Here is a 22,183-nt window from a genome sequence, read left to right as displayed (position 1 = left end):
TCCACATGAACTCGAACATGCCCGCAGAACGGCTGCTCAGAGAGGTCACCGCGCGGTATGGCTCGGCCGAGGCGTTCTTCGAGATTTTGCAAAACCAGTGCGTCGACCCGCTCGCCGACACCATCGAGCTACCGCCCATGCCGGAACTGCGCGGAGACAACTGAGCCGCAGCGGTCGGTTACCGGTCACGCCTCACTGGCGCGCGTCCGGTAGCCGAAGCGTCGGCGGATCCGGTTCCATTCGCTTGGTATCGCTGAGTCGGTCGTCGGGCAGTATCGGCCGGCGCGGCTCGCGAACGCCCGCGGCGCCGCCACCGGCTTCGCCGGGCCCCCCGCCGCCACCGGCGGGGACCCCGCGTCCGAACAAACGACGAATCGCTCGCATCAGCTTGGTCATCTCGCCAGTGTGCGCCCCTTCGACCCCGGTTGACACCCGATGTTCACGACCGGCGAAGCCACGGGTCAGCGGGTTGCGGCAACCAGTTCGACGATCTCAGCAGTGGTGCCGGTTTCGCCGAGGCGCGGGAAGATCTTGGTAATGCTGTGCCGGTGGGCCTCGGCATCGGAATCGGTCATGGCATCGACGGCCAGGGTGACGTGGTAGCCGTGTTCGTGCGCGGCGCGGGCGGTCGATTCGACGCCGATGCTGGTCGCGATCCCGGCCAGCACGATCTGGGTAATGCCGCGGCGGCGCAGTTGCAGGTCCAGGTCGGTGCCGTAGAACGCGCCCCAATTGCGCTTGATGACGTGGATATCCTCGGGATGGCCGGTGAGATCGTCCACGATCCGGTCCCAGCCCTCCGGCGGATTGCCGCCCGGGAACGGAAATTCGTTGCGCCCCTTCACCTGATCGGCGCCATCGGCCGAGAACGAGACCCGCACCAGCACCACCGGCAGGCCGTGGGTGCGGAAGGCGTGGGCGAGCGCGGCGGAGTTCTCGATGACCGCTGCGGCCGAATGCGGTTGGCGCGGTGCAGCAACGATGCCGTGCTGCAGGTCGATGACGACCAGTGCGGTGCGCTCGTCGAGTGTGGTAACCGGCATGATGCGACCTTTCGAGGTGAATTGTCCTGGGATATATGAAGATCAGGTTGCCGCGCGCCCCACGCGCGCGAGTGAGCGATCCGCAACCGTGACGATCACCAACAGCACCGACACGACGAGCAGCAATACCGCCAACTCGTGCACCCCGGCGCTATCGGCGGCCTGCGGGAAGACGGCCGCATCGGCCGCCGCCGCGATCAACGCACCGAGATACATTCCGGTGCGCAACAATCCGGCCGACGACGCCATTCGCGCCGGATCGGCCTGGTAGTACAGCGCATTCTGATTGGCCAGCCCGTTGAGCCCCTGCGGCAGCCCGATCAGCACACCGAGCGCCACCAATAGCCAGATTCCGGTGTGTGGGCCGAGCAGCAGCAGGCACGCGCACGCGGCGACCTGCAGCAGACCGCCCGCGATGAGCTTGCCGCGCACCTGGCGACGCCGTCCGGTAATGGCGGTAATCACTATGGCGCTCAACGACATCGGCAACAGCACCAGCCCCGCCACGGATGCACTCAGTGACCGCCCCTCCTCCAACCATTGGGTAAAGCCATAGAGGAAGGCATAGGCGGTGACGAAGGCGAGCACCTGACGGCCATAAGTGGCCAGCAGCGGCGCATTACCGCCGAGCACCCGCAGATCGATGAACGGCGCGGCGGCACGCAACTCCCGCAGCACGAATACCAGCCCGACAACACCGGCGATCACCAGCAGATACCAGTGCGCGAGGGCCGGTTCCATCAGAAACAGCATCGACGAGACCAGCGCACCCGCGAACAACACCATGCCAGCGATATCCACGCCGCCGTCCTGCCGCGCCCGCACCGCCGCGGGCAATTCGGCCCTCCCGGGCAGGCGCATCCGCCCGAGCACCAGGCACGCCAGCGATAGCGGCACATTGATGGTGAAGATCAGATGCCAACCGCCCACGCCGATCAGCACCCCACCCAGCGTCGGCCCGACCACCGCCATCACCTGATTGGCGATCGACAATACGGCGAGCACCCCGGCCGGGCTCTGCGCTCCGGTCCGCTCGGATTCGCTGCGCAATAGGAACATCGAGGCCGGATAGGCCGCCGAGGTGCCGAATCCGAGCAGCACCCTGGACAGGATCAGCACGCCGAGACCGGGCGCGAGCGCACCGAGCAAGCCCGCGATACCGACCAGTGCGGTGCCGATCAAATAGAGGGTGCGTGGCCCATATCGGTCGACGAGCCGTCCGAGGACCGGTTGGCCGACCGCTGTTGCCAGGTAGAGGGCCGAGACCAGCCAGATGGTCTGCGACGGCGGTGCGCCGAACGCCTTCCCGATCGGCACCAGCGCCACCGCGAGCATCGAGGAGTTGATCGGGTTCAGAATCGAGCCGAGGATCATCGGCGCGATCAGCCCGCGATCGAATCCCGTTGTGCCAGTGGATGGTCCAGTGTGCTGCTGTTCGACAGCGGTCATGATTGCGCCACATCGTCCAGTAATGCGAGTGCCTCGAGAATGGTGCGCCGTTGCGCCTCCGTACACCGCTGCTGCAGGGTCCGCGCCAGCCACTCCTGGCGCACCTGTCGGTCACCCCGCAGCCGCTCGCGCCCCGCCGCCGTCAATGACAGCAATTGCCTGCGCCCGTCCGCGGGATCCGGGCGGCGTTCGACGAATCCGTACCGATCCAGCGCCGCGACCGTCATGGCCATGGACTGCGGGCGCACGCGTTCGGCCGCGGCGAGATCGCTGGTCGATGCCGCGCCGTCCTTGTCCAAGCGGCTGAGCACGGCCGCCTGCGACGGGGTCAGGTCGTCGTCGGCGGCCAGTTCGCGCATGCGCCGGCGCAGCCTGCCGAAGACGACCCGCACCTCGGCAGCGGCCCGAACGGCGGATTCGGAGATCTTCTCGGCCATGCCGACGACTCTAATTTATTCAGTCTCAACTGTACAGTTCTAACTGCTCAGTTCGACCTGCATATCACGCGGATGCACGCGATCGGACCGTGCAGCCGTTATCGTCGGACAGGTGGCCAGTAAGTCCGCGTCGCCCGCTGTCGAACTCGATATCGGCGACCGCACCGTCCGCATCTCCAACCCGGACCGGATCTACTTCCCGGAGTCCGGCGCGACCAAGCTCGACCTGGTGCAGTACTACCTGAGCGTCGGGGACGGCATCGTCCGCGCGCTGCGGGACCGGCCCTGCATGCTGCACCGGTTTCCGAAAGGGCTCGCGGGCGCGAAGGTGCATCAGAAGCGGCTGCCAGCGGGCGCGCCGGACTGGATTCCGACGGTGCGGGTCTTCTTCCCGCGCTACGGCAGACATGCGGACGAACTCTGCGTGGACAAGTTGGCCGATGTCATCTGGGCGGTGCAGATGTCGACCGTCGAATTCCATCCATGGAACTCCCGCCGCGCCGATACCGAGCGACCCGACGAATGGCGGATCGATCTGGATCCGATGCCGGATTGCCCGTGGTCGCGGGTGCGGCGGGTGGCGGGCATTGCCCATGAGGTGCTCGACGAATTGGGTGCGGTCGGCTGGCCGAAGACCTCCGGCGGCAAGGGCCTGCACATCTATGTCCGCATCGCGCCGGAGTGGGGTTTCACCGAGGTGCGTCGCGCGGCATTGGCCTTCGCGCGCGAGGTCGAGCGGCGCGCGCCCGACGATGTGACCACCACCTGGTGGCGCCGGGACCGCGATCCGAACCTGCTGTTCGTCGACTACAACCAGAACGCCCGCGACCACACCATCGCGGCCGCCTATTCGGTGCGCGGCGTCCCGGAGGCGACGGTATCCACCCCCGTCCGCTGGGACGAGATACCCGATGTCGAACCGCAGGATTTCACCATAAAGACCGTCCCCGCGCGCTTCGCCGAATTCGGTGATCTGCACGCGGGCATCGACGACGCGGTATTCCGCATCGACCGACTGCTGGAGTGGGCCGACCGCGACAACGTCGCGGTCGACCTCGACGAACAGGACTGACAACCGACGGCCGCAGCAGTTACCGGTGCTACCGTTCGCTTCGTAGTCAGCTGCTCCCTGGTCTCGCCCGCGATAGGAGGTCGTCCATGAGCCCCGCCGAGGTTCCGGTTCCGATCGCGATCGGCCCGGCCATGCCCGCTCCGACCCTGCTGTGCAAGGCGGTGGTCGAATGCGGCGCGAACGTTGTGGATCTGGCGGAGGCCAGGGCGCTGATCTGGGCCGGCGGTCCCCGCGAATTCCCGGACGAACTGCCCGAGAGCGTCGAATGGGTGCAGCTCCCGGCGGCCGGTGTCGAGGACTGGTTCACCGCGGGCATCTTCGCCCGCCATCCCGACATTCGATTCACCTCCGCCGCAGGCGCTTTCGCCGCCAGCGTGGCCGAACACGCACTGATGCTGCTACTCGCCGGGGTGCGCTATCTGCCCGAACATCTGCACGCCGGGAGTTGGCGGCAGCAGGAGTTCTTTCCCCATGTCGACACGCTGCACGGTAAGACCGTCGCGATCGTCGGCGCGGGCGGAATCGGGCGCGCCCTGATCCCCATGCTCATTCCGCTCGGCGTGCACGTCGTCGCGGTCAACCGCTCCGGCACACCGGTAACCGGCCCCGGCATCCCCGACACCATCGAGACGATTCCGGCCGATCAGCTCGCCCGGGTCTGGCCGCGCACCGACCACGTCGTCATTGCCGCCCCGGCCACCCCCGCCACCCGCCATCTGGTCGGCGCCGACGAACTCGCCCGCCTCAAGCCGACATCCTGGATCATCAATGTCGCCCGCGGCAGCCTGATCGACACCGACGCGCTGGTGGCCGCGCTGGCCGCGGGCGCGATCGGCGGTGCGGGCCTCGACGTCACCGATCCGGAACCGCTGCCCGACGGCCATCCGCTCTGGGTGCTGCCGAATGCCATTGTCACCCCGCATGATTCGAATCCCCCGCAACTGCGACTCGCCGCCTTCGCCGACCACGTGAGCGAGAACGTGCTCCGTTTCATCGCTGGCCGCGATCTCCTCGCACCGATCGACCCACACCGCGGCTACTGATACCTCGGCCGATACAGGGCCTGACCCTGGCGCCATCGTGATCAGCCTGTTTTGAATGTGCCATTGACAACTGGCACATTCATCGATGACGCTGAGAACATGACAAGGTCAACGAGGACCTCGGTCCCCGGCGTTCCGACGGTGCCGTCGGCGCGGTCCAGGCTCGCTGCCAGCGCATGCGAGATCGGGCTGCGGCCGCTGAACAATGCGGTACCCATGAACGCACCGGGAGTGTGGTTCGCACGCAAGCTGATCGCGACGATCATGGCCACGGCGGGCCCAGCGCCGCGGGGCACGGCTGTCACCCAGGTCAGATCCGGCACTGTCCGCGGCGAATGGGTCCGTGCCCCCGGTGTGGATTTCGGACCGCGCGCCATCTACTACATCCACGGCAGCGGCTATGTGGTCTGTTCGGCCCGCACCCATCGCGGACTGGCCGCACAGCTCTCGCGCAGGACCGGGCTGCCGGTCTTCCTCACCGACTACCGGCTCGCGCCGGAACATCGGTTTCCGGCCGCCGCCGATGATGTCGAGGCCGGATACCGCTGGCTGCTCGACCGCGGTATCGCGGCACACGATCTGGCGATCGCCGGCGATTCGGCGGGCGGACATCTGGCGCTGGATCTGCTGCTCGAGAACGGACGTCATAACCGGCCGCAACCCGCCGCCGTCGCGATGTTCTCCCCACTGCTCGATCTGACCCTCGGGCTGGCCGCCGAACAGGAACGGCGGCAACGGGATCCGGTCATCTCGGCCCGCGCGGCCAGCCGACTCCCGCACGCCTACACCCGCGGTCTGCCCGCCGACGCACCGCGGCTGCGGCTGCGCGTGCCACCGGGTATGGCGCTGCCGCCGATGCTCATCCAGGCGGGCGGCGCCGAAATGCTCAGCGCCGATGCCCGACACCTGCACGAGATGGTGCGGGCAGTGGGCGGCGCGTGCGAACTCGAGATCTGGCCGGGCCAGGTGCACGTTTTCCAGGCGCTGCCGCTGCTGGTGCCGGAGGCGGACCGGGCATTGCGGCGGGCCGCCGAATTCCTTTGTACCGCACTGATTTCCCATACTGTCACGGAGAAGGTGAGCTGATATGTTCGGACTGGAAAGGCTCATTCCGGCCGGCATCCGGCCGCGCCGCAGTCACGGCGCACGCGCGGTGGTGACCGGCGCTGGCAGCGGCATCGGCCGGGCCTTCGCACTCGAAATCGCCGCCCGCGGTGGGCAGGTGATCTGCGCCGATATCGATGAATCCCGCGCCGACGCGACCGTCGCGCTCATCGAACGCAACCACCCGGGCGCGGCACACGCGTTCCGCTGCGATGTCTCCCGGCGCGAGGACGTGGAAGTGCTCGCGCGCTTCGCCGAATCGCTGTTCGAACGCCCGGTCACGCTAGTGGTCAACAATGCCGGCGTCGGCATCGGCGGAAAGCATGTCGGCGAGATCGGATTCGACGACTGGGAATGGGCGCTCGGCATCAACCTGTGGGGTGTCGTGCACGGGTGCGAGATCTTCGCACCGCAACTGCGCGCCGCCCGCCACGGTGGGATCATCAATGTCGCCTCGGCGGCCGCCTTCGCCGCCGCGCCCTCGATGGCGGTCTACAACGCGTCCAAGGCGGCGGTGCTGTCGCTGTCGGAGACCATGGCCGCCGAAATGAGCGGCACCGGGGTCGCGGTCACCGTGCTGTGCCCGACCTTCGTCAAGACCAATGTGGCACGCGACGGCCGCATTACCGAACAATCGGCTCGGCTGGCCGACACCCTCATGCGCCTGACCGGCTTCTCCCCCGACCGGGTCGCGCGCACCACCCTCGACGCCCATGACCGCGGCCAGCTGTATGTGCTGCCGCAGCTGGACGCCCACCTCATCTGGCGGCTCAAGCGCTACTTCCCCGCCCAATACACCTATGCCCTCGGCCTCCTGGATCGGCTACTGCCACAGGAGAACCCGACCACCACGGACCGCTCCGCGGTCTCCGATAAGACGGGAGTCTGACCATGGCGAACGGCATGGACTTCGACGATATGCTCCGCAAGATCAAGGATCGGCAGTGGGCGCTGGCCGATATCGACTGGGATGCCCCCGGCGCGGAGACGATCTCGCCCGAACTGCACGCCAAACTGAAGCCGTTCATGGCCGATCTGATGTGGATCGAGAATGTCGGCGCGCGCGGTTTCGCCGCCATGGCGAAGAAGGCGCCCACTGAGACGCTGCGCGAGATCTACCGCTACTTCCACGCCGAGGAGCAGAAGCACGCCAATGCTGAACTTGCGCTGATGCGGCGCTGGGGCATGCTCGACGGCGATGAGATTCCGCAGCCGAATGTGAACGTCAAACTGGTCATCGACTTCCTGGACCAGTACTCCGACGATATGTCGCTATCGTTCCTCGGCACGGTGATCCCGATGCTGGAGGTCGCCCTGGACGGCGCGCTGATCAAGTTCATCATGGACGAGATCGAGGATCCGGTGTGCCAGGAGGCCTTCAAGAGGATCAATGCCGACGAATCCCGACATCTGGCCGTGGATTTCGCGGTGATGGATCTGCTGGGACACGCGCAGATGCGCAAACTGCTGATCGATCTGGTCGGCGGCTGGGCCAAGCCCTCGTTCATCATCGGCGTGCTGAGCTATGTGCCGCTGCTGAACAAGATGCGCGACAACATTGTCGAGATGGGCGTCGACGAGGAGAAGCTGTACACCGCGCTCAAGCGCTACGCCAATGTCGGCGAGCGCAGCGAATTCGCACGCAGGCTGCCGATGTACCAGATCGTGAAGATGCACGGCGGCTGGGTGATCAACCGGGGCCACCCGTATCACCTGCTGGCCGACGCACTGGTGAAGATCACCGCGCGCGTGCCGAAGGCGCTCTTGCGCAAGGACCCCACCTGGTCCAAGGAACTCACCTACGAGCCCGCCGCATGAGGAGCGAACAGATGGATACCGCATCGCGCAGCAATTCGATCAGGGGTGACAGCCGGACGACGGGTGGGCGCACAGTGGACGTCGCCATTATCGGCGGCGGGTTCGCCGGTATCGGTGCCGCGATTCGCCTGCAGCAAAAGGGAATCAGCGACTTCGCGATCTTCGAACGCGGCACGGCGATCGGCGGAACCTGGCGCGACAACACCTATCCGGGTGCGGCGTGCGACATTCCGTCGCGGCTGTACTCCTACAGTTTCGCGCCGAACCCGAACTGGTCGCACACCTATTCCGGCAGCAGTGAAATCCTCGGCTATATCGAGTCGATGGCCGCGCGATTCGGACTGCACAGGCATTTTCGCTTCGGCCACAATGTCACCGGCATCGCCTTCGACGAGGACGCCGGAGTCTGGGATGTCACGATCGAAGGCCGACACGAGACCGTTCGCGCGCGGGCCGTGGTGCTGGCCTCGGGACCGCTGGCCAATGCCGGTCTGCCGAATATTCCGGGTATCGAGGACTACCGGGGACACAAGATCCACAGTGCCCGTTGGGATCACGACTATGACTTCACCGGCAAGAAGGTCGCGGTCATCGGCACCGGAGCCAGTGCGGTGCAGATCATTCCGGAACTGGTCGAGCAGGCGGCCTCGGTCAAGGTGTTCCAGCGGACGCCGGGATGGGTGCTGCCCCGGATCAATCGGCGCACCACACCGCTGACCAAACAGCTCTACCGCCGGGTGCCCGCCGCCGCATCGCTGTCGCGCCTGGCCTGGTTCTACGGGCACGAATCGGTGGCGCTCGGCGTGGTCTGGAATACCCCGCTGACCCGGGTGGTCGAACTCGTCGGGCGGGCCCAATTGCGCAGGCAGGTCCGGGATCCGTGGCTGCGCCGCCAGCTCACCCCGGACTTCCGCGCCGGATGTAAGCGGCTGCTGATGACCGATGAGTACTATCCGGCGCTGCAACGTGACAACTGCAAGCTGATCACCTGGCCGATCGCCCGTATCGCCGAACACGGCATCCGCACCGCGGAAGGTATCGAGCACCAGGCCGATTGCATAGTCTTCGCCACCGGATTCGATGTCTCCAAGACCGGCTCCCCCATTCCGGTCGTCGGCCGGGACGGGCGGGTGCTCGCCGAGGAATGGCGCCACGGCGCCTATGCCTATAAGAGCATCGCGGTATCCGGCTACCCGAATCTGTTCCTCACCTTCGGGCCCAACTCGGGGCCCGGACACAATTCGGCACTGGTGTACATGGAGGCCCAGATCGACTATCTGGTCCACGCGATCGGCATCATCCTCGACCGGAATCTGCGCATGCTCGATGTGCGCCGGGACCGGCAGGACCGCTACAACGCCGCGATCCAGCGGCGGCTGGGCAGCACCACCTGGAACTCCGGCTGCCGCAGTTGGTATCTCACCGAGGACGGGTTCAACGCGACCATGTATCCGGGTTTCGCCACCCAGTACGTCGGTCAGCTGCGGACTGTGCACCTCGATGACTACCACGTCGTGCCGGTGAGCGCGCGCACGAAACCGCGGATCGCGGCGGTTTCCTAGGGCCGGGCGGCTGGTTGTTCCGAGCGACCTGCAAGCAATCGCCAGCGGTGGCCCTATCGTTAGACTCGGTCGGTTCCAAGACCGTGTCCGGGCCGCCGGTGCAGCGCGGCGCACTCGCTATGGGAGGTGATATCGGTGCCGGAGTACCGGATCGATGATCTCGCCCGCGCCGCGGGCACCACGACCCGGAATGTGCGCGCCTACCAGGAACGCGGGCTGCTACCACCGCCGGTCGGCAAGGACGGGCGCGCGAGCATCTACGACGATTCGCATCTGGAGCGGCTGCGGCTGATCGACGCGCTGTTGCAGCGCGGCTTCACCACCGCCCATATCGCCGATTTCATCACCAGCTGGGAGACCGGCAAAGACCTCACCGAGGTGCTCGGCCTACAGCACGCGGTGACGGCCACCTGGGCCAAGGAGGAAACCTTCGAGGTCCCCCGCGAACTCATCGGCACCATTCTCGGCGCCGACACCGATGAACTCGTCGACCGGCTCGCGGAGATGAAGCTGGTGCGGATCGACGGCGATACCGTCGCCTTCACCGATACCGCACTGCTCACCTCTTTCGCCGAATTGCACGAATACGGCCTGGAACTGCGCACGCTCATCGAGATCTACGCCAAGGTCGCCGATCACATCGATGACATCACCCACATCATGATCACGGCCGCCAAACAGCACATCGTCGACGAGCACGGACCCGGCTGGCTGCCAGAGACCAGCAGCGAAATCGCCGACACCACAACGATGCTCAACAAGATGCGCGAACTCGCCGTGGCCTCGGTGCACGCCACCCTGGCCCGATCCCTCGATGTCACGCTGCGCCGCGAGTTGGGCGATTACCTCGCCACCGCCGCGGAGCGCGAGCGTGGCCGCACCGGCTCATTGCCCGACGCGCCCTAACCGCCAGCGAAATGCGCTGGGCCGCAAGGGGGATGGCAGCCCGACGAAGTCGGCGCGGCGAGTACGCACTTGCCGCGATCGCGGGCGGTAGGTTTCGAGTGTTCACGCCGCCGATTGCCGCAAGTCGGTGCGGCCGAGCGTTTCGGCCCGACAGGCCCGGTGCTCCGCGCACAGGTAGGCGAATTCGGGCCGGATGAATGCCGGGTCCAGTCGCTGTGCGAACGTCAAGTTTTCGCGACGCCAGCAGTCGCCGCATACCACTGTGTTCATGTGGCACCTCATTCCGCTCACGGGACGTGTGACCAGGAGTTCCCAATTCCGGCGGAATCAACGCCAGGTGAGCTCATGGCAACACAACCGTTACTTCGAACCGGGGCCCGGCGCGTGCCCGCGGCTCATCGGACATCCCGGGTAACTACGGTGGTGCGCGTGCCGCGCGCTCATCGCGCAATTCGATTGGAAGCCCACGACGACCGGTGATCATGTAGTGCTCGCGAAGTACGTCGGCGGCAATTACACACCCGAGTCCGAGGGGTCGGTCCTGGTCAGCGTCGGCATCGGGATCGGTCTCGGGTCGGCGTGCCTGCCGATCGGCTGACCGATGCGGCCGAAATCAGCTGCGGGGATCGGACTTACGTCAGCGTGAACGCCTGAACTATGAGCCCGATGTACGACGTCAGAATGAACAGGACGGCCGGGAGCACCGGATAGTCCGGCCGGGTGCCGCGCAGGAACTTCACCGCGCCCCAGATCGGAAGTAGTAAGAGCGTCAAGGGAATCCAGGCGACAACGGCCTGAGCCGATGGATACGTCCACGGTTGGACGAGGGCGATATCGGTGAGCGCGGCGACGGCGGCACACAGCAGTCCGAAGGCGGTGCTGCCGATCGGGCCGAGGGCGTTGGAGTAGTAGTGCTCGTCGGGGCGGGGGGTTCGGGAAGTCTTGCGGGCGAATTCGAATTGCAGGAATGCGCCCGCGAAGATCAGCGCGACGGCGGCGGTCTTCCAGGTGGCGCGGACTTCACCGGTATCGGCGCCGGAAAGGATGATGTAGGCGGTGACGAGCAGTTGGACCGGGTAGGTGACGGCCAGGTTCACCAGGATGTCGGTTCGGATGGTGACCGACAGCCGCTCGAGACCCCACAGCACCAGCCCATAGGCGAGGACCGCGGCGATCATGAGCGCCGAGATCGCCGACAGCATGCGGCTGGCGGCTATCGCGCCGATGGCGATGACGGTCATGGCGGCACGAAGTTCGGTGGCGGTGATCGCGCCGGTGACGAGGGGACGATCCGGGTTGTGGACGCGGTCGTAGTCGAGGTCCTTCTGTTCGTCGACCATGCGCAGATACAGCAGAACGAAGGCGACCACGACGATCCGCAATACCGTGGACCCGGTCGGCCGCCAGGCCGAATCCGGTTGCGACACCAGGGCCGCGGTGCCCTCCAGCGCCAGCACCCAGAGCACGCCGTAGAGCACGTAGTGCGGCTTGTACATCACCGCCGTGAAGCGACCGATGCGAACGACCGAATCCAAGAGACCGGGAGCGGACGCGATGCGAGCGCTCATCCGTCACTCCACCGGTCCCACATGGTCACCTCCGCGGCCGGAGTGCGCCGCAGGCCGGGCCCCCGGGAACCGGGCAGCAGATGCGCGACCGGCAGCATCGCGACCTGGGTGACCTGGTCGAACGGAATCCCGAGCAGATCGGCGATCTCCCGCTCGTAGGCCAGATGCGCGGTCGTCATGGTCGATCCGAGCCCGCGTTCGTGCAGGGCGAGCATGAAATTCCACACCGCCGGGTAGATGGAGCCGTAGAAGCTGGCGAGCAGCAGCGGGGACGCGTTCGCGGGCGGCCGCCCCAGCGAGCACACCATGACCAGAGCGGGCACCTCGTGCAGGTGCGCGGCGAGGTGCTGGCCGGAGGCCAGATCGCCGAGTTGGTCGGGGCGGGGGGTGCGTGCGGAAAGGTAAGCGGCGAAACCCTTTCGGTAGTAATCGCCGATTTGCTGTTTGATCGCCGGATCTTCGACCACGAGGAAGCGCCACGGCTGACGGTTGGTGCCGCTCGGGGCGTGCACCGCGATGTCGAGGCAGTCCAGCAGATCCTGGCGCGCGACCGGTCGACTGAGATCGAGACGGCGGCGGAAGGCGCGGGTGCTGGTCAGCAGGTCGGTGCCCTTGAAGTCCTCGGCCATCAGACTCCTTCGATATCGGCCTCGGAAACCAGTGCGTCCTCGGCGAATTCGAGATCGATCTGGGCGGCGACGGCATCGGCCTGGTGGATCTCGCAGTGGATCACGATATTGCCCGCACCTTGATCGGTGATCTCCGCGGTGCATTCAGCGGGCAGATCCAATTCGATGAATCGGTCGAAAGCGCTTGCCACACATTCGAGTTGGGGCAGATCACGCACGAGCATCGACAAGGCGGTCTGACGGCAGGCCTCGATGAGCAGGCTGCCGGGTACATGGTCGAGCTGGTGGTCGAACAGGAAGGGATGGCCGAGGTCGGGAACGAGCGTCGCCCGCGCGACCGCGCCGGTGCGCACCGGCGGGCTGATCACCACATTGCGCCAGTTCTCCCGGCCCACCGCAGCAGGTGCGGCCCGTTCGGTCAGCGCCGAGGCACCGTGAAATGGTCCGAGCCCCAGGCTTTCCCGGAATCCGCTGCGCAGTGCCGCCCACTGCCGTGGGGTCACCCAGGAGAAGGATCCGTCGACCGTCAGCATCGGCTCGCCATCGGATTCGATTTCGAGCACCATATCGAGACCTTGCAGCACGCCGCCGCGCTGGTGTCGCTGCGGAACTCGCACCCGCATGACCAGATCCGCTGGCGCGGTACGGACCTCCCAGGCCGTGGTGTCGGAGCCGGTACCATTGAAAGTGCGCACCACGAAGCCCATTTCGGGCGGCACCTCATAGAACTTGTGCGTCAATGCGATGGCGGCCTGTCGCGCCGCCTCCATGACCACCAGTGGATCGTGGCGCACCGCGAGCGAGCCGACGTGGTCGCCGTAATAGGCGTGCATCCTGGGCAGTTGGGCCCCGGCGACGAAGGTGTGTTCGCCCACGGTGTCCAGCGAGGTGACGAACACCTCCGAGACCGCGCACCGGTGCGCGAGTTCCCGGGATATCGTGCGGATATGGCTTGCCGTCTGTACGGCGGCCGTTTCTGTGGTCACGGTCGACCCTCCAACCATTCCTCGGCCGACACCGGCCGTAACATCTGCGGCTCGGTGCCGGTCCGCATGGGAAGTACATAGGATCCGAGCACGATCGCGGACCAGGGATCCAGATCGCGGCCGTCGGCCCAGGCCTGATACAGCAGCTCTGCGCAATCTGCATCCGAGGTCGGATCGAAGCCGGGCGGGACCGTCCGGCCGTCCCGTTCGAGATCGCGCAGCACCCGGTCGAGCGCATCCGCCCGCTCGAAGCTGCGTGCCGGTGTGCGCGCGTACAGGTCCTGTGCGATCGCGGTCGCATCCGCCGAGCGGTCCTCGCCCGCACACGCCTGCGCGATCACCCCGGCTCGGCTCCACTCATCCAGGTAGATGGCGAGTTCGCGCAGGACATCTGCGGGATCGTCGGGTGAATGCACCAGATTCAGCAGGTAGTTGTGGCGGCCGAGCAGATACCGCAGCTCGCCCGGTCGGCGCTTGCGGGGATCGGTGGCGCCCTTCGCCTCGGTGAGCCGAACCGGAACCGGCAAAGCACCGTCGGCCCCGTGCACCACGAGCACCAGCACATCCGAGATACCGACCAGCAGATCCGCGAGGCGTCGGCGTTCGGGGGAGGCGATATTCCAGGCGAAGTACCACAGCGCGCGGGCCAGATGCCGGTCCACCGGAATGCGGCAGGCACCGACAACGTGAAATCCGTTGTCGGCCAGCCAGTTCAATGTCGGCTCGACGGAACGGGCGACAATCGCGTCCGGCTTGAGCAGCAGCAGCGAATGTTCCCTGGCGAATTTGGCCGCGTCCACGCCGAGCCGGTCGAGCTGGTCGACCGTTTCCTGGACGTAGGTGTCGGCGACGTAGGCCTCGACCTTCTCCGGCGACGGCGTCAGCGTACTCAGCAGCTGCCGCAGTGGCTCGGGGGTGATGGCACTCATTGTGCGGCTCCGTCGAAGTCGTTGCTGGCCAAGATATCCTCGATCGAAGGCAGCGGTATTCCCAGATAACCGGATTCCAGGCAATAGTCCAACAGCAGCCGTAGATACTCCTTACCCGTCGCTGGGGACAACTTGCCGAGCAACACGTCGGCGTGGGTGGTGTCGAAGACCAGCCGCCGCCGGAAGTAGCTGGTGTAGAGCGCGCCGATCCGGCGGTAGTACTCCCGCTCGATCGGCTCGAGGTCGTCCTCGGAGAAGGTTGCCTCCGGCACGAAGGTGGCGACCTCGAACGACGGGTATTCGGCGAGTACATCGGACACCTCGCGCAGGGACAGGCTGTCGCGGCCAAGGGCGTGCAGCGTGCGGTTGCACGCGGAGTCGAAATCCAGCACGGCAGCGGCGATCACATCGGCGACATGATCGACCGGCGCCAGCGAAAGCGTCGCATCGTAGCGGCCGGGTAGCGAACGGAGCTTGCCCTCGACCATGAGTTTCACTACGGTGTAGAGGTTCTTGTACTCCCGGATCACGCCGGTATCGCTGGCTCCGGTCACAATGCCCGGGCGCACGATGACCCACTGCAGACCCTCCGCGCCCGCCGCCCGTACGAGCTGTTCGGCGCGAAATTTGCTGTCCTCGTAGCCATTTCCGAAGCTCTGGCCCGCATCGAGGTCATCCTCGGAAATGGTGCCGCCGCGCATACCGCAGACATAGGCGGTGCTCACGTGCACCAGCGGCACATCCCATTGACGGGCGAGCGCGATGGCATTCACGGTGCCACGCACATTGAGGTCCTCGTAATCGGCCGCCGACGCGTCGAATGCCGTTGTCGCCGCGCAGTGCACGATGATGCCGACCCGTTCGGCCAGATCCGCGGCGACACCTTCGGCCAAGCCGAAACCGGGCACCCGGACATCACCCGCGACCGCCGTCCCGGCCTCGATGAGCGTGCCGTCATTGCGCGCAATGGTCGAATTGCTGTGCAGCACAGCGGCAACCGGCCGACTCGCGGCCGCCAGCCGTGCCACCACCTCCGCGCCGACCAGACCCGCCGCGCCGGTGACCAGAACGGTATCGCCGAGGCTCACCCGTTCACCTCGCCGACCTGCTCGGCCGCCGCCAAGGTGCCGGACACCAGGGCGATCACCGCATCGACTCGACGGACACCGACCAGCTCCTCCGGCCGGTAGCGCGGCAGCGCGAACGCCCGCTCCAGCACGACCGTGAGCTCCATCAGACGCAGCGAATCGAAGCCGAGGTCTTCCACGAGGCGGTGCTCGTCGGACAGCTCGGCCGGTGGTTGCGGGGCCATGGCCAGGACAAGTCTGCGCACCTTGTCGGCGGGTCCGTCCGTCAGCCGGGCACCGCCCCCGATCGAATCGCTGCGCGATGCTGCCGTCATGCCGGCTCTCCTTCCCGGAGATGAGGTTGTTGGCCACCGGAGGTCAGCAGATCGCGGGCCTCGTCGAGGGGCAGGTCGGTGTTCAGGTAGCCAGCGATGCGCAGCCAGTCATAGCCGATCGCCAGGGTGCGCCGCCATTGCTCACGCGAATCGAAGGAGGCCGGGAATTGCGCTGTCGCATCGGTACCCGCGGCCACCGACCGAACCAGGGCGACGAAATCATCGAGTATCGCCAGCCCGGCAATGGTGTCACCGCCGCTGCGGATGATCTCCGAGAAGCGCACCCGCCGTGCCGATTCCAACTGCGTCAGCAGCTCATCGCGGCGCACGGCGTGCACCGGCAACAGCCGCCGCACCGTCGACGCGGGCGCGACATCGGCGGGCAGCGGGTGAATCCCGAATGCGGACAACAGCACACGCACCGCCATCGCGATCAGCCGATGGGCGGCAATATCGGCGACCGCCCCCTGAGAGTTCTTGACCGCACCCGCCAGATCCTCCCTGGCGTTCTCCAGGACAATATTCGACCACACCAGATTCAGCGCGCATTCGGTGAATCTGATCGCGGGCAGCGGCGATAGCGTCGCGATCACATCGTCGCGGGCCGCGCCGGTCAGGCCGAGCGCTGGCGCGGCCGAACTCGGCACCGGCGTATACGGCTTGACCGACTTGCACATGGCCAGTGCTGGTTCGACGAGTTCGCCACCGCGCCACTGCAATCCGACCAGACCGAGCCCGAGGAATTCGGTCAGATCCGCGGCGATATCGTGCTCGGCACGAGCCAGCACATCGCGCAGGGAGTGCCGGAACACCACCGAGCGCCAGGCGCGGGCAGCGGAGTCCGAGAGCGCGAAGACATCACGGTCGCCGCGGATCACATGCACCCGACCGCCGATCGTCCAGGTTGTCACCCGAGGTGTTCGTGCGAACAGGAGCTGATGCGAATCGTCTGCGATCTCGGATATGCCGAGCGCGGCGGCCAGCTCCCAAACTTGTTCCCACACCACATTTTCAGCAGGGAAGCCGAGTTCGCGGTAGCGATCGATCAGCTCGTGGTCGCCGATGCGGTCGAGTTGGTGCGGCAGCCATTTGGTCTCCAGATAGCTTTCGCCCCGGCGGGCCGCCCAGCCCTTCATGGCCTGCAGCAGTCCGTCGCGCGCCCACTCCCCGGCCTCGTCCTCCGCTCGCAATGCCCGCAATGCGACCGCGTAGCGCAGCGCCTGCGTTGCGCGCCGGGTCCACCAGTCCGCGATCACTGTGGCGAAGTTCGAATGCGGAAGCAGCGCACGCAGTTCCGCGATATCGGGCGTGCCGGACTTGACCAGGGTCGCGCGCAGGAAACGCTGACACCGGTTGAGCAGATCCTCGTCGAGCCGGTCCGGATCACCCGCCTGTGTCAGCTGATCACGCAGCTGCGCCTCGGACCGGGTCCGCACTTCCACCCGGCGACCGTCGATGAACAACACCGTCGGCAGGGTCGGCAGTTCTTCATCACCCGGTGCGACGACCAGGAAGTCGACATCGGATCCGGCATTGCCGAATCCCTCCGCCAGCGATCCTTCGAACAGAACGGCCGAATCACGCGGCACCACAATGCTTTCCAGCGCACGATCGAGTAGCTGACGCACCCGCTCGGCGGGCAGGGCGGGCTCGGGAATGGCCTCATCGGTACCGGCCCGATCGGCGCGCGGTTCCGATTCCGCGACACCATCGGCCGCGTGCACCACCGCGCCTGCCAGCGCACCGTCGACGAACAGCTGCCACATGTGCCGACGCCGCGGCTTTCCGCTGGATGTGCGGCGAATGATGCCGCGCGGTCCGGTCACGATGGTCACCGTCTGCGCGGGCCCGAGTTCACCGCGAATGATCCTGCGCGCCTCGGTAATCCAGTCACCGGGTGCCGATTCGGCGAACAATGCGATGCCCTGGGCACCGGCCTCGGTGATCGCGACGGCCGCGAGTTTGCCCTTGGTGATCCCGGCTTCCTGAGCGACCCGGGATTCGATGTCCTCCATGAACACCGACCGCCCGCGCACCTTCAGGCTCGAACCCATCCGGCCGAGTACGAACACCTCACCGTTGTGCAGGAATCCGGCATCACCTGTGAACAGCACGCTTTCGACGATCCGCGTCGACGAACCACCGGTCGGCTCGCCAGAGTAGCCCAGTGCGACCGAATCGCCGACCACGATCATCTCGCCGAGGGTGCCGTCCGGTAGCTCCCGGCCGTCTTCATCCACCACCCGCACCGTCGATTCGGGCGTCGAATACCCGAGTCCGGTGATCCAGCCGGAGCCCTCGACGCGGTGGGTATCGTTGAGCAACTCTTCGGCCAGAATCGTAATCGGCTCGCCGAAGCGCAGATTCGGATTGTCCAGCCGCAGGGCGGTGATGGGCCGGTTGCGCGCGGAGGAGGTCACCATCAGCGTCGCCTCGGCCAAACCGTAGGCGAGGGTGTATGCGTTGGTCGAAAAGCCCCGGCTGCGAGTGAGATTCGCGAACGACTGGAGGTCGGCCACCTCGACCGGCTCGGAACCGACGGCCAGCGTGCGCCATCCGGACAGATCCAGATCCGCGATCTCCTCCGCCGCGACCCGATGCGCCACATAGCCGAGCGCGAAGGACGGCGACGGGGTGTGCTGGGCATGGGTCATGGCACGCAGCCAGCGCGCGGGGTCACGGACGAACTGGTCCGGGCGCATCAGATACAGATCGCCCTGATTGGTCACGGTGGTGAGGAATGCGCCGACCAGACCCATATCGTGATAGAGCGGCAGCCAGGAGACCATGGTCTCGCCGGGCCGCCAGTCGATCAGCGCCGAGATCATCGCGATGTTATTGGCCAGGTTGTGCCAGCTGACCCGCACCCCGCGCGGTGTACCGGTGGATCCCGAGGTGAATTGCAGCAGCGCGCATTCGTCCGGCTCCCCGAATTCACGAACCTCGGGCACCGGATCCAGTTTCGCGGCATCGATCACCAGCGGCTCATCGGTGCGGCCCGCCGCGACCGCGGCCCGGCGCACCAAATCCTCGAATTCGGTCGAGGTCACCACCAGTCGCGGCCGGGCCTGCTCCAGAATGGCCGCGATATGGGCGATGATCTGGTCGAGGTCGCCGAACATCGGCGGCGCGACCGGCGTGAACACCCCGCCGCACGCCCACACGGCGTAGAACGCTGCGGCACAGGGGAATCCGGTCGGCATGATCACACACGCACCGTCGCCGCTGCCCATACCGTGCGCGCGCATGCTGGCCGCGATCGACCAGGTCAGCTCGGCGAGATCGGCATAGCTGCGATAGTCCCAGCCGTCCGACTCATCGGCCAGATAGATTCCGGTGTCCCGCGCCGGGTCTGCGAGCCAATTGCGAACTGCGGCAACGTTTTCGTCAGGTTTCATTCCGCAGATCTCCTTCGGACAGCACAGTCACTGTTCCGTTTGTACCATCGACCCGAATTCGCATACCGGGCCGTATCTTTTTGGTCAGATCCTTGACCTGAACCACCGTCGGCACGCCCAGCTCCCGCGCCACGATCGCGACATGGGTCAGCGGGCTGCCGCGCTCGATGACCAGCGCCGATGCCGAGGGCAGCGCGGCCACCCAGCCGGGATCGGTGCGGTATGCCACCAGAATGCCGCCCGCGACGTCGCGCGGCTCGTCGACGACCACCGCATTGCCCTCGACGAGCCCGGATGCCGATGGTGTACCGGGCAGCACGGTGCCGACGGTCGCGGCCGGAGTATCGGCGACCGGCACCCAGCCCTGGCGCGCAAGTTCGGCGCGCCCGAAGGTCGCGCCGGTGGTGACGAAGCGGGCCGGGGCCACCAGCTCGGCGTCCCTGGCGCGCTGGGCTTTCCGTGCGGCGACCAGCTCGCGCAGACCGGCGGTATCGGCGCCCTCGTAGCAGCCGCGCAACTCCTGGACGGTCAGCGAGAAGACGTCGCCGAATTCATCGATGACGCCGCGGGCGACCAGATCTCGGCCCATCACCCGGATCATCCGCTTGACCATCCCGAAGGCCCTGGTGCGGCAAAACCGCAGCCGCTCGCGATGGGCGGCGCTGCGATTCACCTTGCCGCGCAGGCGTTCATAGATCCGGCGCCGGAAGCCGCGCAGATTGGCATCGAGGTATTCGTCGGCCTCGGCACCGCGGCTGTGCTGCGCGGCCTCGCCGACCCGGCCGATCGCACTGCGCAGCATGATGAACAGGCTCGCGGGATCCTCACGCAGATCCGGTGTTTCGAGTTTGAGCTCGTCCAGGCTGCGATAGCCGTAGCGGTCGATATAGGCCTCGACCCGGCCGCGCAGTTCGGCGTGATCACCCAGCGCATCGTAAATCTGTTCCGGCGGTGTCGAATTGATCAATGACACCAGCTCGGGATCGGTGCGGACGAACTGTGCCAGCTCGGTCATGGCGCGGGCCGGTTCGGCGGATTCGACATCCGCGCCGGGGCCGACCACGGCGTAGAGGAACCACTCCGGCGCCTTCGGCAGCAGCAGTTTGGTCAGCAGATACATCAGACCGGTGCAGGTCAGCAGGATGGCGTCGAGGACCAACAGCGAGCCCCAGCGTTCGACCAGATCGCGGTCGACCTTGCGATAGGCGGCATAGGCCTGTTCACCGGTCAGCGTCGAATAGTCGAGTGCGTCGTATTCGTCATAGACGCGGTAGAACTCGGCCATGAAGCGCTCGACCATATCGTCGATACCGAACACCCGCCGCACATAGATGACCGTGGTGACCCCGCGCGAGCGCAGTCGCGCCAGCGGCGTGCGGAAAGTGTACGGGCGCAGGGTCTTCGCGATCTCATCGGGCAGCGGTTCATCGACGCCCAACGCCGCTTCGAGCACCTTTCGGTTCAGCGGATATCCGGGCGCGATGCCGACCATCCGGTACCAGTGCAGCAGGTTGTAGTAGACCCGGCCGTGAAAGTAGCCGAGCAGCACCGGAGTCCAGCGATCGGTCTGGCGCAGTTGTTCGGCGGGCACCCGCAGCGATTTCGCGTAGCCGTGATACACCCGGCCGTAGATATCGGCGGCCGTCGTATAGGTCAGCGGGGAGGTTATGCCGCTGAAACTCTCGATGATGTTGGAGTTGTCCCAGATTCGCTGTTCATCGTCGGCGACGACCTCACCTGCGCCGCGCAGCACCGCGCCACGCGCCGCACCCTCGCCGACCGCGGTGGTGATCGGCCGTGACTGCAGCAGCCAGAGCCCGTCGACATCGATGGCCCACTCGATGTCCTGTGGCGCACCGATATCGGCCTCCAGCTTGCGTCCCCACTCCACCAGCTCGGCCAGTTCGGCATCGGCGAGCACGGTGCGCTCGCGCTGCTGCTGCTCGACCTCCAGCACCGCGTAGCCCTGCTCCCCGACCGGTGCGTAGGTCCGATCCTTGTCCCCCACAGTCGTTTCCAGCACCGTGCCAGTGGATTTGTCGACCACCACCGAGTCGGCGTCCACCGCACCGGACACCAGCCCCTCACCGAGGCCGTACACCGCGCTGACCACCAATTCGTCGGTGGCGCCGGTGATCGGGTTCGCTGTGAACATCACGCCACTCGCGCGCGCGGCGATAAGGCGTTGCAGGACAACGGCTATGGCCGCGGCACGCGGCTGTCCGTGCGCGAACGCGTAGCGGATTGATCTGTCCGAGAATGCCGATGCCCAGCAGTCGCGCACCCGGCCCGCGACCGCGTCGACACCGTTGACGTTGAGGAACGAATCGAATTGGCCCGCATAGGAATGGCCGAGGCCGTCCTCGACGAGCGCCGAGGATCGCACCGCGATCGCACTGACGCCGAGGCGGTCGTAGGCGTCGCCGATCAACTCGAGAACCGTCGGCGGCAGCGGCGCGGCCACGATCGCGGCGCGTAATTCCGCACCGGCGGCCAGCGCCGTCGCCAAGTCATCCGATGATGTGACTTTCACCACAAGGGCGGCCAGATCGACGTCCGTGTCGGTTTCGATAAGGAACCGATCGAAGACATCGGTGCCGAGCACTGCCCAGTCCGGGACACGGAAGCCGCCATTGTGCAAGGTGTACAACCCACGCGCTTTACCCCCGGCCAGCGCGGCGAATGTCGCTGGGTCGGTCCACGGTCCGAGAACCTGCAAGTCATCAACTCCCATCACCCCCGTTCACCCCGCCGGAGCAGGCGCTCCGGCACAACATGGCAGAGCGAACCGAAGGGGTCGTTTGGATATATCCGAGATTTCAGTCTCACGTTAGCCC

21 protein-coding genes are annotated in these 22,183 nt (G+C 66.4%); 8 read left to right on the top strand and 13 right to left on the bottom strand.

All coding sequences use genetic code 11. The features are described 5' to 3' along the window. Nucleotides 1-5 precede the first annotated feature (5 nt). A complete protein-coding gene (locus ABZ293_RS24040) occupies nt 6-164 on the top strand; it encodes a hypothetical protein (RefSeq protein ID WP_355183985.1) in 159 nt (52 codons plus the stop codon). A 28-nt stretch (nt 165-192) separates the two neighbouring features. Here ABZ293_RS24040 and ABZ293_RS24035 read toward each other — a convergent pair whose 3' ends face one another. From ABZ293_RS24035 to ABZ293_RS24020, 4 genes are all read right to left on the bottom strand, one after another. Beyond that, nucleotides 193-396 (bottom strand): hypothetical protein, encoded by a 204-nt coding sequence (locus ABZ293_RS24035; RefSeq protein ID WP_355183983.1) that lies wholly within the window; start codon nt 394-396, stop codon nt 193-195. Nucleotides 397-461: 65 nt separating this feature from the next. Then, on the bottom strand, nt 462-1,043 hold the full coding sequence (locus ABZ293_RS24030) for a hydrolase (RefSeq protein WP_355183981.1): 582 nt from the start codon (nt 1,041-1,043) through the stop codon (nt 462-464). 42 nt (nt 1,044-1,085) lie between these two features. Continuing rightward, complete coding sequence (locus ABZ293_RS24025; RefSeq protein WP_355183979.1) at nt 1,086-2,492, bottom strand: MFS transporter; 1,407 nt, start codon at nt 2,490-2,492, stop codon at nt 1,086-1,088. Next, a complete protein-coding gene (locus ABZ293_RS24020) occupies nt 2,489-2,929 on the bottom strand; it encodes a MarR family transcriptional regulator (protein ID WP_354959475.1) in 441 nt (146 codons plus the stop codon). Before ABZ293_RS24020 ends, ABZ293_RS24025 begins: the two co-directional genes overlap by 4 nt. Nucleotides 2,930-3,041: 112 nt before the next feature. Here ABZ293_RS24020 and ligD point away from each other — a divergent pair, with 112 nt between their 5' ends. The 7 genes from ligD (at nt 3,042) to ABZ293_RS23985 (ending at nt 10,434) form a co-directional block, all read left to right on the top strand. Continuing rightward, on the top strand, nt 3,042-4,001 hold the full coding sequence (gene ligD, locus ABZ293_RS24015; protein ID WP_355183977.1) for a non-homologous end-joining DNA ligase: 960 nt from the start codon (nt 3,042-3,044) through the stop codon (nt 3,999-4,001). An 86-nt stretch (nt 4,002-4,087) separates the two neighbouring features. Further along, nucleotides 4,088-5,044 carry a D-isomer specific 2-hydroxyacid dehydrogenase family protein gene (locus ABZ293_RS24010; protein WP_355183975.1) on the top strand — a complete coding sequence of 319 codons (957 nt, stop codon included), beginning with the start codon at nt 4,088-4,090 and terminating at the stop codon, nt 5,042-5,044. Between the two features lie 99 nt (nt 5,045-5,143). Further along, nucleotides 5,144-6,130, top strand: coding sequence for an alpha/beta hydrolase (locus tag ABZ293_RS24005; protein ID WP_355183973.1), 987 nt, complete (start codon nt 5,144-5,146; stop codon nt 6,128-6,130). A 1-nt stretch (nt 6,131) separates the two neighbouring features. Then, nucleotides 6,132-7,037 (top strand): SDR family NAD(P)-dependent oxidoreductase, encoded by a 906-nt coding sequence (locus ABZ293_RS24000; protein ID WP_355183971.1) that lies wholly within the window; start codon nt 6,132-6,134, stop codon nt 7,035-7,037. 2 nt (nt 7,038-7,039) lie between these two features. Beyond that, entirely contained in the window at nt 7,040-7,966 is a 927-nt protein-coding gene (locus ABZ293_RS23995; protein WP_355183969.1) for a ferritin-like domain-containing protein, read from the top strand. A gap of 11 nt (nt 7,967-7,977) precedes the next feature. Continuing rightward, nucleotides 7,978-9,528 (top strand): NAD(P)/FAD-dependent oxidoreductase, encoded by a 1,551-nt coding sequence (locus tag ABZ293_RS23990; protein WP_355183967.1) that lies wholly within the window; start codon nt 7,978-7,980, stop codon nt 9,526-9,528. 135 nt (nt 9,529-9,663) lie between these two features. Continuing rightward, a complete protein-coding gene (locus ABZ293_RS23985) occupies nt 9,664-10,434 on the top strand; it encodes a MerR family transcriptional regulator (protein WP_355183965.1) in 771 nt (256 codons plus the stop codon). A 102-nt stretch (nt 10,435-10,536) separates the two neighbouring features. Here the strand turns inward: ABZ293_RS23985 and ABZ293_RS23980 are convergent, their stop codons facing one another. The 9 genes from ABZ293_RS23980 to ABZ293_RS23940 form a co-directional block, all read right to left on the bottom strand. Then, complete coding sequence (locus ABZ293_RS23980) at nt 10,537-10,704, bottom strand: hypothetical protein (RefSeq protein WP_354959468.1); 168 nt, start codon at nt 10,702-10,704, stop codon at nt 10,537-10,539. 362 nt (nt 10,705-11,066) lie between these two features. Beyond that, the gene (locus tag ABZ293_RS23975; RefSeq protein WP_355183963.1) at nt 11,067-12,002 is read right to left on the bottom strand and encodes a hypothetical protein; all 936 of its coding nucleotides are present in this window, start codon (nt 12,000-12,002) and stop codon (nt 11,067-11,069) included. Next, on the bottom strand, nt 11,999-12,631 hold the full coding sequence (locus ABZ293_RS23970; RefSeq protein WP_355183961.1) for a nitroreductase family protein: 633 nt from the start codon (nt 12,629-12,631) through the stop codon (nt 11,999-12,001). Before ABZ293_RS23970 ends, ABZ293_RS23975 begins: the two co-directional genes overlap by 4 nt. Next, nucleotides 12,631-13,617 (bottom strand): ScbA/BarX family gamma-butyrolactone biosynthesis protein, encoded by a 987-nt coding sequence (locus ABZ293_RS23965; protein WP_355183959.1) that lies wholly within the window; start codon nt 13,615-13,617, stop codon nt 12,631-12,633. The genes ABZ293_RS23970 and ABZ293_RS23965 overlap by 1 nt, the downstream gene beginning before the upstream one ends. Next, entirely contained in the window at nt 13,614-14,546 is a 933-nt protein-coding gene (locus tag ABZ293_RS23960) for a nucleoside-diphosphate kinase (RefSeq protein WP_355183957.1), read from the bottom strand. Before ABZ293_RS23960 ends, ABZ293_RS23965 begins: the two co-directional genes overlap by 4 nt. Next, nucleotides 14,543-15,634, bottom strand: a complete 1,092-nt coding sequence (locus ABZ293_RS23955; RefSeq protein WP_355183955.1) for an SDR family oxidoreductase — start codon at nt 15,632-15,634, stop codon at nt 14,543-14,545. The genes ABZ293_RS23960 and ABZ293_RS23955 overlap by 4 nt, the downstream gene beginning before the upstream one ends. Further along, complete coding sequence (locus ABZ293_RS23950; RefSeq protein ID WP_355183953.1) at nt 15,631-15,948, bottom strand: acyl carrier protein; 318 nt, start codon at nt 15,946-15,948, stop codon at nt 15,631-15,633. The genes ABZ293_RS23955 and ABZ293_RS23950 overlap by 4 nt, the downstream gene beginning before the upstream one ends. After that, nucleotides 15,945-19,346, bottom strand: a complete 3,402-nt coding sequence (locus tag ABZ293_RS23945) for an AMP-binding protein (protein ID WP_355183951.1) — start codon at nt 19,344-19,346, stop codon at nt 15,945-15,947. The genes ABZ293_RS23950 and ABZ293_RS23945 overlap by 4 nt, the downstream gene beginning before the upstream one ends. After that, nucleotides 19,336-22,080, bottom strand: a complete 2,745-nt coding sequence (locus ABZ293_RS23940) for a phosphoenolpyruvate synthase (protein ID WP_355183949.1) — start codon at nt 22,078-22,080, stop codon at nt 19,336-19,338. The genes ABZ293_RS23945 and ABZ293_RS23940 overlap by 11 nt, the downstream gene beginning before the upstream one ends. Nucleotides 22,081-22,183 lie beyond the last annotated feature (103 nt).

Origin of the sequence: Nocardia sp. NPDC005998 (assembly GCF_040614395.1) — a bacterium.
GTDB lineage: Bacteria > Actinomycetota > Actinomycetes > Mycobacteriales > Mycobacteriaceae > Nocardia.
Note: the sequence above shows the minus strand (reverse complement) of the source record. Positions and strands in the feature narration are given on the sequence as shown.

Bases quoted from the DNA above. Each gene is read 5' to 3' on its own strand.
- ABZ293_RS24040 (WP_355183985.1), top strand. From the start codon at position 6: ATGAACTCGAACATGCCCGCAGAACGGCTGCTCAGAGAGGTCACCGCG.
- ABZ293_RS24035 (WP_355183983.1), bottom strand. From the start codon at position 396: ATGACCAAGCTGATGCGAGCGATTCGTCGTTTGTTCGGACGCGGGGTC.
- ABZ293_RS24030 (WP_355183981.1), bottom strand. From the start codon at position 1,043: ATGCCGGTTACCACACTCGACGAGCGCACCGCACTGGTCGTCATCGAC.
- ABZ293_RS24025 (WP_355183979.1), bottom strand. From the start codon at position 2,492: ATGACCGCTGTCGAACAGCAGCACACTGGACCATCCACTGGCACAACG.
- ABZ293_RS24020 (WP_354959475.1), bottom strand. From the start codon at position 2,929: ATGGCCGAGAAGATCTCCGAATCCGCCGTTCGGGCCGCTGCCGAGGTG.
- ABZ293_RS24010 (WP_355183975.1), top strand. From the start codon at position 4,088: ATGAGCCCCGCCGAGGTTCCGGTTCCGATCGCGATCGGCCCGGCCATG.
- ABZ293_RS24005 (WP_355183973.1), top strand. From the start codon at position 5,144: ATGACAAGGTCAACGAGGACCTCGGTCCCCGGCGTTCCGACGGTGCCG.
- ABZ293_RS24000 (WP_355183971.1), top strand. From the start codon at position 6,132: ATGTTCGGACTGGAAAGGCTCATTCCGGCCGGCATCCGGCCGCGCCGC.
- ABZ293_RS23995 (WP_355183969.1), top strand. From the start codon at position 7,040: ATGGCGAACGGCATGGACTTCGACGATATGCTCCGCAAGATCAAGGAT.
- ABZ293_RS23990 (WP_355183967.1), top strand. From the start codon at position 7,978: ATGGATACCGCATCGCGCAGCAATTCGATCAGGGGTGACAGCCGGACG.
- ABZ293_RS23980 (WP_354959468.1), bottom strand. From the start codon at position 10,704: ATGAACACAGTGGTATGCGGCGACTGCTGGCGTCGCGAAAACTTGACG.
- ABZ293_RS23975 (WP_355183963.1), bottom strand. From the start codon at position 12,002: ATGAGCGCTCGCATCGCGTCCGCTCCCGGTCTCTTGGATTCGGTCGTT.
- ABZ293_RS23970 (WP_355183961.1), bottom strand. From the start codon at position 12,631: ATGGCCGAGGACTTCAAGGGCACCGACCTGCTGACCAGCACCCGCGCC.
- ABZ293_RS23960 (WP_355183957.1), bottom strand. From the start codon at position 14,546: ATGAGTGCCATCACCCCCGAGCCACTGCGGCAGCTGCTGAGTACGCTG.
- ABZ293_RS23950 (WP_355183953.1), bottom strand. From the start codon at position 15,948: ATGACGGCAGCATCGCGCAGCGATTCGATCGGGGGCGGTGCCCGGCTG.
- ABZ293_RS23945 (WP_355183951.1), bottom strand. From the start codon at position 19,346: ATGAAACCTGACGAAAACGTTGCCGCAGTTCGCAATTGGCTCGCAGAC.
- ABZ293_RS23940 (WP_355183949.1), bottom strand. From the start codon at position 22,080: ATGGGAGTTGATGACTTGCAGGTTCTCGGACCGTGGACCGACCCAGCG.